The 13,632-nt window shown below is 41.3% G+C and carries 8 protein-coding genes; 4 read left to right on the forward strand and 4 right to left on the reverse strand.

The window, feature by feature from the left end; translation table 11 throughout:
• Positions 1-9: 9 nt before the first annotated feature.
• A complete protein-coding gene (locus IV512_RS12755; RefSeq protein ID WP_209403955.1) occupies positions 10-1,542 on the forward strand; it encodes a sulfatase-like hydrolase/transferase in 1,533 nt (510 codons plus the stop codon).
• 57 nt (positions 1,543-1,599) lie between these two features.
• On the opposite strand, the gene IV512_RS12760 is transcribed toward IV512_RS12755, so the two are convergent.
• From IV512_RS12760 to IV512_RS12775, 4 genes are all read right to left on the reverse strand, one after another.
• Positions 1,600-2,442, reverse strand: a complete 843-nt coding sequence (locus IV512_RS12760; RefSeq protein WP_209403957.1) for a DMT family transporter — start codon at positions 2,440-2,442, stop codon at positions 1,600-1,602.
• Positions 2,443-2,549: 107 nt separating this feature from the next.
• Positions 2,550-4,016, reverse strand: a complete 1,467-nt coding sequence (locus IV512_RS12765) for a glutamate synthase subunit beta (protein ID WP_209403959.1) — start codon at positions 4,014-4,016, stop codon at positions 2,550-2,552.
• A 9-nt stretch (positions 4,017-4,025) separates the two neighbouring features.
• On the reverse strand, positions 4,026-8,534 hold the full coding sequence (gene gltB / locus IV512_RS12770) for a glutamate synthase large subunit (protein ID WP_209403961.1): 4,509 nt from the start codon (positions 8,532-8,534) through the stop codon (positions 4,026-4,028).
• Positions 8,535-8,857: 323 nt separating this feature from the next.
• Positions 8,858-10,000, reverse strand: coding sequence for an acyl-CoA dehydrogenase family protein (locus tag IV512_RS12775; RefSeq protein ID WP_209403963.1), 1,143 nt, complete (start codon positions 9,998-10,000; stop codon positions 8,858-8,860).
• A 270-nt stretch (positions 10,001-10,270) separates the two neighbouring features.
• Between IV512_RS12775 and IV512_RS12780 the strand changes: the two genes are divergently transcribed.
• Genes IV512_RS12780 through IV512_RS12790 form a run of 3 tightly spaced genes read left to right on the forward strand, consistent with a single transcriptional unit; the run spans position 10,271 to position 13,629 of the window.
• Positions 10,271-11,503, forward strand: a complete 1,233-nt coding sequence (locus tag IV512_RS12780) for a Glu/Leu/Phe/Val dehydrogenase (protein ID WP_209403965.1) — start codon at positions 10,271-10,273, stop codon at positions 11,501-11,503.
• Positions 11,504-11,516: 13 nt separating this feature from the next.
• Positions 11,517-12,884 carry a sodium:proton antiporter NhaD gene (nhaD, locus tag IV512_RS12785; RefSeq protein WP_209403967.1) on the forward strand — a complete coding sequence of 456 codons (1,368 nt, stop codon included), beginning with the start codon at positions 11,517-11,519 and terminating at the stop codon, positions 12,882-12,884.
• Between the two features lie 52 nt (positions 12,885-12,936).
• Positions 12,937-13,629, forward strand: a complete 693-nt coding sequence (locus IV512_RS12790; protein ID WP_209403969.1) for a MotA/TolQ/ExbB proton channel family protein — start codon at positions 12,937-12,939, stop codon at positions 13,627-13,629.
• Positions 13,630-13,632: the final 3 nt, after the last annotated feature.

Genomic DNA, 13,632 nt, shown 5'->3' on the forward strand with positions numbered 1-13,632 from the left:
AATTTGTTTATGAAGCCTATATCTCTACTTTCTCTTCTATTGGTAATCTTTATGGTTGCTTGTCAAACTAAGCCGAAAGCCAGTAGTAACTCAGAAACGCCACCGGACCGTCCCAACTTCGTATTTCTTTTTTCCGATGATCAAACTTTTGAGAGTATCAGTGCACTTGGTTTTGATGAGGTGTATACGCCGAACCTAGATCGTTTGGTGAAGAAGGGCACTTCTTTTACACATGCCTATAATATGGGCGGCTGGAACGGAGCTATCTGTGTCGCTTCTCGTGCCATGATAATTTCTGGTCAGTTCATTTGGAATGCCCAAGAGAAAAGTGAAAAATGGGCAAAAGGTGATACTACGGCCTTACACAAAACCTGGAGCAGGCTGTTAGAGAAGCAGGGTTATGATACCTATATGAGCGGTAAGTGGCATGTTGAAGCCCCTGCCGACGAAATATTTAATGACGCAAGACATATTCGCCCCGGTATGCCCGGTGATAGAAGGGGGGAGCTGGGTGCCGCAATTAAAAAATGGAAAAAAGAATCGGGCGATATGAAAGATTGGAACGATTATATGCCTATTGGTTATGGTCGCCCAACGGGTCCGGATGATACGGAGTGGTCGCCTACCGATACATTACAAGGTGGTTTTTGGGAAGACGACACCCACTGGAGCGAAGTAGTGCGTAACGATGCTCTTGATTTTTTAGAAATGGCGAAGCAAAAGGAAAATCCTTTCTTTATGTATTTGGCCTTTAATGCCACACATGATCCAAGACAGGCTCCGCAACGATTTTTAGACATGTATCCTTTAGAAGATATAAAAGTGCCTGAAAATTTCTTGCCTGAATACCCCTTTAAAGATGATATGGGTAATCCACCAGGGCTGAGAGATGAAGCTTTGGCGCCTTTTCCTCGAACGGAATATGCCGTAAAAGTTCACCGTCAAGAGTATTATGCTCTCGTGAGTCATATGGATGAGCAAATTGGCAAAATTTTAGATGCTCTGGAGGCTAGCGGTAAGATGAATAACACCTATATATTTTTTGGGGCCGATCACGGCCTTTCGGTGGGGCATCATGGTCTTATTGGCAAACAAAGTATGTTCGATCACAGTGTACGAATTCCAATGATGGTGGTTGGTCCGGGAATACCGGAAGGTAAAGTTCTAAATCAAGATGTTTATTTGCAGGATATTATGGCAACTACTTTAGAATTGGCAAATGTTGACAAGCCCGATTATGTGCAGTTTAACAGCTTTCTGGATATTGTAGAAGGTCAAAAAACGGAAAGCCATTATGAAGATGGGGTTTATGGGGCGTATATGAACCTACAGCGTATGATTCGAAAAGACGGATTCAAACTCTTGATCTATCCGAAGATTGGGAAAGTTCTTTTATTTGATATGGAAAATGACCCCAATGAAATGAATAATCTGGCCGACAAACCTGAGTATGCTAAAAAGGTAGAATCACTTTTCACTGATTTGTTAAAGCTTCAGAAAAAATATAATGACCCCTTATCCCTAGCTCAAATTCAACTATAAATGTAAATAGCATTTGAGCTATGTTCATATTCTTTTGTGCTAAATGCAATGAAACTTTTACGATTTTCTTGACTTGTAGATTACGTTAGACACCAAACCGGTGACAATCAAAAGCATGCCTAGAAAACTCCATGCCGTATAAATTTCGCCTAACCACAGAAAACCTATGATTCCTGTAAATAATACTTCAAGATATTTCAAAGGTGCAACCAGATTATTGGCCGCAATCTGAAAGGCCTTGGTCATGAAAAATTGTCCAACGAAACCGAAAATGCCCAAGATTAGAAGTAAGGCCCAATCCATTCCTTCAGGTGTTTGCCAATAGGGTATCGCCATAAGTCCGCCAAAAGCTGTTGCCGTGAACATGAAATAATTGATAATTATTAACGGATGGTCTTTTTGCCCGATTTTACTTATCGAAATGTAAACGAGTCCACTCAAAATAGCAGCCCCCATAATTAGGGCCAAACCAATGTTGCTTACATTGGTATCGAATCCTTTGAGTATTAAAACTCCGGTAAAGGAAATCAGAAAGAACAACCACTGCGGAAGCCTGATTTTTTCCTTTAGAAAATAAATGGCAAAAATTGCCGAAAAAATAGGGGCGAGGTACCTTAATGAAACTGCGGTAGCTGCTGAGAGATACTTCATCGATGCGAAAAATAAGGTCATAGATGAGGTGCCCGTAATCGCTCTTATGATCAGCAACTTTTTTTCATTACCAAAAATTTGAAGTTTTAGGCGATAGATAAGAATCATTGTAATGATAAAGGAACCTAAGCCTCTAAAGAAAACAATTTGATATACATTGTAACCTATCAATTGCTTTACCATGGTGTTCATTAACGTAAAGGCAAGAGCGCCCAAAGTCATATAGACCAAAACTTTTCGTAGTATCATAAAAAAGCTGGGAAAAGAGAATTAGTATAATCCATAAAATGCAAAAAAAACATCCAACCCATGTGATTGGGTTGGATGTCTGAATCTTAGGTAAAACCTTTAACCGACTAAACCCTTGGTAAATCTCCTTCACCCTTGAGAGGAAGTTCAGATTCTCCCATTAAATAAGTATCTACGTGATAAGCGGCTTGGCGACCTTCAGATATGGCCCATACAATAAGTGATTGACCTCTACGCTGATCACCGGCTGCAAATACCCCAGGAACGTTTGTCTTATAATCGCTCTCAGTGGCCTTGATATTACTTCTGGCGTCGGCTTCTAAACCTAACTGCTCTGCAATGGTCATCTCAGAACCGGTAAAACCTAACGCTAGAAGAGCCAATTCACATTTCCATTCTTTTTCGGTTCCTTCGACCTCTTTTAAAACCATGGCTTTACCCGGTTCTCTAACCCATTCTACCTCTGAGGTTATCAACCCTGTTAAGTTACCATCTTCATCACCCACGAACCTCTTGGTCGAGATACTAAAAAAGCGCTCAGCACCTTCTTTGTGCGAAGAACTAGTTCTTAACCTCATGGGCCAAAACGGCCATGGCTGACCTTTTGGGCGGTCAGCAGTTGCCATAGGCATAATCTCAAAGTTTGAGACTGATGTAGCGCCATGTCTAATAGATGTGCCGATACAATCGGAACCGGTATCACCTCCACCGATAACAACTACATCTTTACCGGTAGCCATAATTTCGTTTTCAAAATCTTTTACGCCATCTACCCTACGGTTGTTTTGCGGTAAAAAATCCATGGCTTGAACAACCCCTTTTAGGTCAGCTCCTTCAATAGGTAGATTTCTTCTAACGGTAGCGCCTCCGCAAAGAACGATAGCATCAAAGTCATTTTTTAGTTCCTCGCCTTTAATATCCTTTCCGACATGAACACCACATTTAAACTCAATGCCCTCGTCTTCTAAAACCCTTAGCCTTCGGTCGATAATGCTCTTCTCCATCTTAAAATCAGGAATGCCGTATCGAAGTAATCCGCCTGGCTTTTCATCACGTTCGAAAACGGTAACGGTATGCCCTGCTCTGTTCAACTGCTGCGCTGCAGCGAGACCAGAAGGCCCCGAGCCTACTACGGCCACTTTTTTGCCCGTTCGGGTTTCCGGTGGGCGAGCTACTATCCAACCCTTTTCAAAAGCGGTTTCAGCAATATTCTTTTCTATATTTTCTATGGTAACCGGGTCTTCATTGATGCCTAGTACACAAGCTTCTTCGCAAGGTGCGGGGCATAGCCTACCGGTAAATTCCGGAAAGTTGTTCGTCGAGTGCAGTATTTCAGAAGCTTTGTCCCATTTGGCTTTATAGACCGCATCGTTAAAATCAGGTATAAGGTTACCCAATGGGCAGCCACTGTGGCAAAAAGGGATACCGCAATCCATACATCTGGCACCTTGGTTTTTCAGCTCTTTTTCCTCAAGGGGTTGTGTAAACTCTTTATAATGCTTGATACGTTCCTCAACGGGAGCGTAGGCTTCTATTTTTCTATCGAATTCCAAAAATCCTGTAATCTTTCCCATTTCTCGATTTTATATCGTTTCTAATTTTTCTTTTTCCAAGCGAATCAATGCTTGCTTGTACTCCTCTGGTAATACTTTCACGAACTGTGGAAGACAGGTTTCCCATTTTTCAAGTATTCTTTGTGCCAACGGACTCAAGGTCGAGTTGTAGTGACTTTCAATCAAATCTTTAAGTTGCTTGATGTCATTGTCCTCAGTTACATCCAATAGATTAAGTGCTTCATTGTTACACTTTTTTCTAAAGGTCTTTTTCTCGTCGAAAATGTAGGCGATACCACCACTCATTCCCGCACCGAAATTCCTTCCGACTTCACCAAGAATAACAGCTACACCACCGGTCATATATTCACAGCCATGGTCACCAATACCTTCAACAACTGCTTTAGCCCCTGAATTTCGCACACAGAAACGTTCGCCAGCCTTGCCGTTGATATAAGCTCTACCCGCTGTCGCACCGTAAAGTGTTACGTTACCGGTAATAACATTTTCTTCAGGCACAATGGTCGAACCATCTGGCACTTTTATCACGAGTTTGGCACCTGAAAGCCCTTTACCCAAATAATCGTTGGTATTACCATTAACTGTCATGGTCAAACCTCTAGTGGCAAATGCACCAAAACTTTGGCCTGCCGAGCCTGTAAAGTTCAATTTTAGAGTGTTTATCGGTAAACCTTGCGCACCATAAACTTTAGAAATTTCATTGCTTATAATGGCACCTACGGCTCTATCGGTATTCGTAATCGGGAAATCAAGTGTTAATTTCTCTTTACGGAACAACGACGGGTTGGCCTTGGCGATAATGTCAAACTCAATTGAATTTTTGATATCGTGATCTTGAGTCTGGGTGTTGTAGAACTTGGTTCCTGCAGGAACGTCTACTTGATAAAGGATCGGGGTCAGGTCAATTCCGGCAGCCTTGTAATGGTCTATAGCCTTTTTTCTGTCCAGTTTTTGAACTTGGCCTACCATCTCATTGACCGTACGGAAACCTAACTGAGCCATTATTTCCCTCAATTCTTGCGCTACAAAATACATGTAGTTAACTACGTGTTCTGGTTTACCCGTGAATTTCTTTCTAAGTTCAGGGTTTTGAGTAGCAATACCTACAGGGCAAGTGTTGAGGTGGCAAACGCGCATCATAATACAACCTGAAGCTACGAGCGGTGCCGTTGCAAAACCGAATTCTTCGGCACCTAGCAAACAAGCTATGGCAACATCACGGCCCGTTTTTAACTGTCCGTCGCATTCTAGTACGATACGGTTACGAAGATCGTTCATGACCAAGGTCTGTTGAGCTTCGGCGATACCAAGTTCCCAAGGTAGTCCTGCATGTTTTAAAGAGGTAAGGGGCGATGCACCAGTACCGCCATCGAAACCAGAAATTAGAACAACATCGGCTTTTGCTTTAGAAACACCGGCAGCTACTGTGCCGACACCTACTTCTGAAACCAATTTTACATTCACCCTTGCTTCACGGTTCGCCGATTTTAAATCGTATATCAATTGAGATAAATCTTCAATAGAATAAATATCGTGATGGGGTGGTGGAGAAATTAAACCTACATACGGGGTTGAATTTCTGGTCTTTGCAATAGACGGATTCACCTTGGGCCCAGGTAATTGACCACCTTCGCCAGGTTTGGCGCCCTGTGCCATTTTAATTTGGATTTCTTGGGCATTGGTCAAGTAGTCGGAAGTTACCCCGAAACGGCCAGAAGCAACTTGCTTGATAGCACTGTTTCGCCAGTCACCCGTTGCATTTTTATAAAAACGTTCGGCGTCTTCACCACCTTCGCCAGAATTACTTTTTCCACCGATACGGTTCATGGCAATGGCCAAGTTTTCATGAGCTTCTTTACTGATAGACCCATACGACATAGCGCCTGTCTTGAATCGTTTTACAATTTCTGTCCATGACTCTACTTCCTCCAAAGGTATTGGGTCATAGTTAGAGAATTCGAACAATCCACGAATAGTCATGAGACTTTTTGACTGCTCATTGACCATCTGTGAGAACTCTTTATAAGTTTCTGGTTCGTTACCTCGAACCGCTTTTTGAAGTTTGGCAACTGAAAGTGGATTGAACATGTGCTTTTCGCCTTCTCTTCTCCAACGGTACTCTCCACCAATTTCTAGGTCGAGTGAAGCCGCCACTTCTTTCTTGGAAAATGCCTTCTTATGCCTTTTGGCGACCTCTTTTTCAATTTCGTAAAGACCGATACCTTGAATACGGGTTGGGGTGTTCGGAAAGTATTTTTCTACTACTTTGGTATTGATGCCGATACATTCGAACAATTGTGAGCCTCTATAGGAGTTCAAGGTCGAGATACCGATTTTGTTCATTACTTTTAAAATACCCTTACCGATTGCCTTGTTATAATTTTTGACGGCCTCTTCAAAGGTATATTCGGTAATATCGTGTTCTTCGATTTGCTCTCCGATAATTTCATTTACCAAATAAGGGTTGATGGCACTGGCACCGAAACCGAAAAGTAAACAGAAGTGATGTACTTCTCTTGGCTCTGCCGATTCGATGATGATGCTCATTTTATTTCTTTTGCCTAAGCGCTGAAGACCACTATTCACAAAGGAACATGCCAAAAGGGCGGGAACCGGAGCTTCTTTCTCATTAACATTTCTATCGGAAAGAATAAGAATGTTCGCGCCTTGGTCTACTGCTTTTGAAGCCTGGTTTAAAATTGACTCCAGTGCATCTTCAAGTCCGTTTAGACCTTTTTCTATATCATACAAGGTCGATATTGAAACTACTTTGTAATCAGGACTTGCATCGTAATTTTTGATTTTATCCAAATCTTCTTTGGATATCACCGGATTCTGAATTTTCAACTTTCTACAATGAAGTTCAGAAAAGTCGAATATGTTGTGGTCGCTACCTAAAGTTAAACTGATATCGGTGATCAGCTCTTCCCGTATACCGTCAAGAGGTGGGTTCGTCACCTGAGCGAACAGTTGCTTAAAATAATTATATATCAACTGAGGGCGCTGTGAAAGTACTGCTATAGGCGTATCTGAACCCATCGAGCCGATTGGTTCCTTGGCATTTTTCCCCATGGGGAGAATAATGGTATTAATGTCTTCTAGGGTATAACCAAAAACTGATTTCCGTTTTTCTAGGGAGGTTTCTCCTAAAAACAATGGACAATCATTATAAGGGATATCCTTTAAATGAACGAGATTTTTATCTAACCATTCTTGATACGGAAGCTTTTTAGCTATGTTTTCTTTGATCTCTTCATCGTTGATAATACGACCTTCTTCCATGTTCACCAAGAACATCTTGCCTGGTTCCAATCGACCGTGAAACTCAACATTTTCCGGAGCGATATCAACCACCCCTGTTTCAGAAGACATTACTACGTAACCATCTTTAGTTACTGAGTATCGAGATGGTCTTAGACCGTTACGGTCAAGTACGGCACCAATATAATTTCCATCGGTAAATGGAATAGAAGCTGGTCCGTCCCAAGGTTCCATCATACAAGAGTGATATTCGTAGAAAGCTCTTTTGGCTTCCGACATGTCTGGGTTTTTCTCCCAGGCCTCCGGTACTAAAATCATCATTACCTCAGGTAATGAACGCCCGGTCATCAATAGAAGCTCTACAACCATATCCATAGTTGCCGAGTCAGATTTGCCGGGTAGTATTATAGGTAGTATCTCTTTGATGTCATCACCAAAAAGATCACTTTTCAATAATTCTTCACGAGAACGCATGCGGGTCACGTTACCACGTAAGGTGTTGATTTCACCATTATGGCACATATACCTAAAGGGTTGTGCTAGATCCCAAGTTGGGAAGGTGTTGGTCGAGAACCGCTGGTGTACCAAAGATAATCGGGTAACTACACGTGGATCCATCAAATCTTTATAATAAAGACTGATGTCTTTCGGCATCAAAAGACCTTTAAATATGATAATATTGGTTGATAAACTTGGAAGGTAGAAAAACTTACTTTCTGAAAGTTTTGACTTTATGATAGAATGCTCGGTTACTTTTCGGGCAACATAAAGTTTCAAGTTGAAATTGAATTCATCTTGCTCATCATTTTCTTTGCCGATAAATACTTGCTTGACGAATGGCTCTGTTTCCATAGCAATTCGCCCAGGTATTGAACGGTTAACAGGTACATCTCTCCAGCCAAGAAGATTAAGGCCCTGTTTTTTTATGTTTTTCTCAAATTCAGAAATACAAAAATCTCGTTGGTTGTCTTTTTGCGGTAAGAAAACGTTGCTCACTGCATACTCTCCCGGTTCTGGAAGATCAAACTCACAAACATCTTTAAAGAAGTTATGGGGTATATCAATAAGTATTCCCGCTCCATCACCTGTTTTTCCATCGGCACTTACCGCTCCACGGTGTTCTAGTTTATGCAATATCTCCAACGCTTTGTGAATGATATCGTTTGACTTTTTGCCCTTGAGACTACAGATGAATCCCGCTCCGCAGTTGTCATGTTCAAATTCCGGTAGGTACAACCCTTGTTTCTTCAACGTCATATATTATCGTATTTCCTCAAAAATAACTTTTTTGATGCATTATTTATAGTGTTTCCGAGACAATCGGATAAAAATTCAGCGTTTTTAATAAAATGTTAAAATATGTTTAAATATGGATTATGAGGCCCTAAAAATTATCAGAATGACAAATTTAGTTTATAGTTCAAACTTTATAAGGTTTTTGCGGGGTGTAATCTTCTATCAAGGCATATTTATAACAAAAAATATAATTTGAGAAGGGGTGTGAAACAAAAATACCAAAATCAACCAAACGTACCCCTGAATTTTTAGGGGTGCATTTTTAGGAGGTGCTTTTTAAGCTTTCAATTTTGCAAAATACTTCTAGAAATTACGATTTTTTGAATCTCGGAAGTGCCTTCGTATATCTGCGTAATTTTTGCATCTCGCATTAGTCTTTCGACATGGTAGTCTTTTACGAAACCATTTCCACCATGTATTTGAACTGCTTCAACGGTAGTTTCCATGGCGACCTTAGAGGCGTATAGTTTGGCCATTGCGCTTGAGAGATCGTAGTTTTTTCCATTGTCTTTTTCCCACGCCGACTTGTAAACGAGGTTTCTTGCTGCTTCTATTTGCGTATGCATATCGGCTAATTTGAAGGCGATGGCTTGGTGATTTGCAATCTCAGTGCCAAAAGCTTTTCGCTCTTTTGCGTATTTTAAAGCGAGTTCATAGGCTCCGGCAGCTATTCCTAAAGCTTGTGCCGCAATGCCTATTCTGCCTCCCGACAGAGTTTTCATGGCGAACTTGAAGCCGAAACCATCTTCGCCGATGCGGTTCTCTTTGGGTACTTTAACATCATTAAAATTAAGGGAGTGGGTGTCACTTCCCCTAATACCCAATTTGTTTTCTTTGGGCCCTATCTCGAATCCGTCCATCCCTTTTTCGACAATAAGCGCATTGATGCCTTTGTGGCCCTTTTCTCTATTGGTCTGGGCAATTACTAAATATATATCTGCAGTGCCACCATTGGTGATCCAGTTTTTGGTTCCGTTTAAGATGTAATGGTCTCCCTTGTCGATAGCGGTGGTTTTTTGAGATGTGGCATCGCTTCCTGCTTCAGGCTCAGATAGGCAAAAGGCGCCGATAACCTCACCAGAAGCGAGTCGGCTCAAATATTTTTGTTTTTGTTCTTCATTGCCGAATGCTTCAAGGCCCCAGCAGACCAACGAGTTGTTTACCGAAACAACTACCGAAGCCGAAGCATCGACTTTCGAGAGTTCTTCCATGGCAATAACATATGAAAGCGTATCCATGCCGCTTCCATTATATTGGGTGTCGGTCATCATGCCTAGAAAACCGAGTTCTCCTAGTTTTTTGATCTGCTCATGCGGAAAAGTTTGGTTTTCGTCTCTTTCAATGACTCCTGGTAGTAGCTCGTTGTTCGCAAAATCACGGGCGGCTTGTTGAATCATTATGTGTTCTTCGGAAAGTGAAAAATCCATGCTTCTTATTGTTTTTTAAGGGGTTAAGAAATAAGTTGTGTGGTGGGTGGTTGGGCTCGTATTGCGGTACGGTTCTGAAAGATACATTTTTTTTAACTGTTGATTAGAAATGGGTTGAAACCGATTGCAAATTTTTATATTTGTCGGACATCCGTAAAAAATTGATTAAAAAATAAAATTATGAGACAGCACTAACCCCGTGAGGGGTAAAAAACAAAACTTTTCTAACAAGAATCACAGTAGCTGTCTTATTAATTTTAAATCAATTCAATGAAAGAATTACTGCATACTTACGAAAACAAAGCTCCCGAAATTGTCTTTAATTGGAAAGACTCTGAAACGGATGCTGAAGGGTGGACGGTCATTAACTCGCTGCGTGGCGGAGCAGCCGGTGGAGGAACAAGAATGAGGGAAGGACTTGATATGAACGAGGTGCTCTCTTTGGCAAAAACCATGGAAGTAAAATTTACCGTTTCGGGACCACCAATAGGTGGGGCGAAATCTGGAATAAATTTTGACCCTAACGACCCGAGAAAAAAGGGAGTGCTAGAGCGCTGGTATCACGCCGTGTCACCTTTGTTGAAAAGTTACTACGGAACAGGGGGCGACCTGAACGTAGATGAAATTCATGAAGTTATTCCCATAACCGAAGATGCCGGGGTATGGCATCCTCAAGAAGGGGTTTTCAACGGGCACTTCAAGCCGACCGAAGCCGATAAGATCAATCGAATCGGCCAATTGCGCCTTGGTGTAATTAAGCCACTTGAGCATTTAAGTTACTCGCCCGATACTTCAAGAAAGTATACGGTTGCCGATATGATAACCGGTTTTGGTGTAGCCGAAGCCGTTCGCCATTATTATGATGTTTATGGAGGTGATGTTGAAGGTAAACGAGCGGTCGTGCAGGGTTTCGGAAATGTTGGTGCCGCTGCGGCCTATTACTTGGCGCAAATGGGGGCTAAAGTTGTCGGTATAATCGATAGAGCTGGAGGTGTTGTAAAAGAAGAAGGCTTCAGTTTTGAAGAAATTAGGACCTTGTTTTTGAATAAAAAAGGAAACACCTTGGTGGCAGATGCCGATCAATTGATTTCATTTGAAGAGATTAATGAAAGAATATGGAAATTGCCTACCGAGATATTTGCGCCCTGCGCAGCTTCTCGTTTAATTCAAAAAGAGCAAATAAGTCGTATGATCGAATCTGGGCTAGAGGTTATTTCATGCGGTGCCAATGTGCCGTTTGCCGATAAAGAAATTTTCTTTGGACCTATTATGGAGTATGCCGATGGCAAAGTCAGTTTAATCCCTGATTTTATTTCGAATTGTGGTATGGCCCGTGTATTTGCCTACTTCATGGAAAAAAGGGTAGCGATGGATGATGAGATGATTTTTAACGATACCAGCCTTACGATTAAGAAGGCAATTTTGAATATCTTTAGCCAAAATTCATCACCAAAAAATATAAGCCGAAAGGCCTTTGAGATTGCACTAAAACAACTAATATAAACCAAAATAGAGAATGGAGACAATTATTATCATTGTATTTGTAGTGGGTTATCTGGCGATAACCATGGAGCATAACATAAAAATCGACAAGCTGATTCCGGCATTGGCCATGATGGCTATATTATGGGCAATAATTGCATTGTCACATATGGATGTTTTTGAGGTCAACACGGCACTCAAAGAACTCGAACCTACACATATAGATGAAATCTTATTACACCATTTAGGAAAGACCGCAGAGATACTGGTCTTTTTGCTGGGTGCGATGACCATTGTTGAAATCATCGATTATTTTGATGGTTTTGCTACCATTAAAGGGTACATTAAAACAAAGAGTAAAAGAAAGTTATTATGGTTATTTGCGGTCTTAGCCTTTATTCTATCGGCTATTATCGATAACCTAACAGCTACCATTGTTTTGGTTACCATTTTACAAAAGGTTATTAAAGAGCGTGATACAAGATTGTGGTTTACAGGTCTTGTAATTATTGCGGCCAATGCAGGTGGTGCATGGTCTCCGATAGGTGATGTTACTACTACTATGTTGTGGATAGGAAATAAAGTGACCGCGCCCCTATTGGTAGAGCATGTGTTGATACCTTCTATTATTTGCATGGTAGTTCCTGTATTTGTGGCTAGTAGGTTCAAAGCTTTTAGCGGTAATATTGTTTCCGACGTGGATGCAATGGACGAGCCAAAATCTAGATTTGGTTCAACTATGCTGTATTTGGGGCTAGGGGCAATTGTATTTGTGCCTTTCTTCAAGACGATTACGCATTTGCCTCCTTACGTAGGTATGATGTTATCATTGGCAGTGGTCGCCACTTTTGCTGAAATATATAGTAATTCTAAGTTCAGTATTTCAGCTGTCGATGGTGAGGGGCACGACACTACCGGTCACCATTCTCCTGTACATGCTTCATTGTCTAAAATTGAATTGCCAAGTATCTTGTTTTTCTTAGGTATATTATTGGCCGTAGCAGCTTTAGAGTCTTTGGGTATGCTGTTTCACTTTGCTGAAAGTTTAGAGAGTAATTTGCCGATGATGGGTACTGAATCTAAAGGTGAGTTGGTATCTGATTTAGTGGTGCTTATATTAGGTATAGGTTCTGCAGTCATTGATAATGTGCCATTGGTCGCAGCAAGTATGGGTATGTTCTCTGTACCGGTAGATGATCCTGTTTGGCATTTTATAGCATACTCAGCAGGTACCGGTGGTAGTATGTTGATTATCGGTTCTGCGGCAGGAGTTGTGGCCATGGGAATGGAAAAAATCGATTTTTTCTGGTACCTTAAAAAAATCGCATGGCTCGCATTCATTGGTTTTATTAGTGGTGCCGTCGCTTTTGTATTAATTAGAAATTTTGTGCTACACGCATAATTTAATCGATAAAATACCGTTATAGAGGCAACTGTAATACCTAAGAATTCATATGATGTTATTTCAAGATATGGCACAGGATCCCGCAATCGGTGATGCTGTGTCAGAAGAGAAGACGCTTTCGGTAATTGATTTGATTTTTAACGGAGGAACGGGAAGTGTGCTTATCATCACGGTTCTGTTCGTGTTATTGTTCGTGGCCCTTTATATCTATTTTGAGCGATTGTTCGCCATTAAGGCTGCTTCCAAAATCGATAAAAACTTCATGAACCAGATTAGGGATCATGTAACAAACGGTAAGTTAGATGCGGCAAAGTTGCTTTGCGCACAGACCGATTCGCCGGTCGCTCGGTTGACCGAAAAGGGAGTTTCAAGAATCGGTAAACCTTTAGACGATATCAATACTGCTATTGAAAATGCGGGTACGTTAGAGGTTTATAAGTTAGAGAAGAACGTTAGTATTTTGGCCACGGTGGCTGGTGCGGCACCTATGATAGGTTTCTTGGGTACCGTAATTGGTATGATTTTAGCATTCCATGAAATGGCTACCAGTGGTGGCCAGGCCGAAATGGGTTCTTTGGCTTCTGGTATCTATACGGCTATGACAACAACAGTTGCCGGTCTTATTGTAGGTATTATAGCCTATATAGGCTATAACCATTTGGTGAACCGTACCGATAAGGTGGTACACAAGATGGAAGCCAATGCCGTAGAGTTCTTAGATTTGTTGAACGAACCTCTATAATTT

The organism is Pseudozobellia sp. WGM2 (assembly GCF_017810075.1).
In the GTDB taxonomy this organism is placed as follows: domain Bacteria; phylum Bacteroidota; class Bacteroidia; order Flavobacteriales; family Flavobacteriaceae; genus JADNYK01.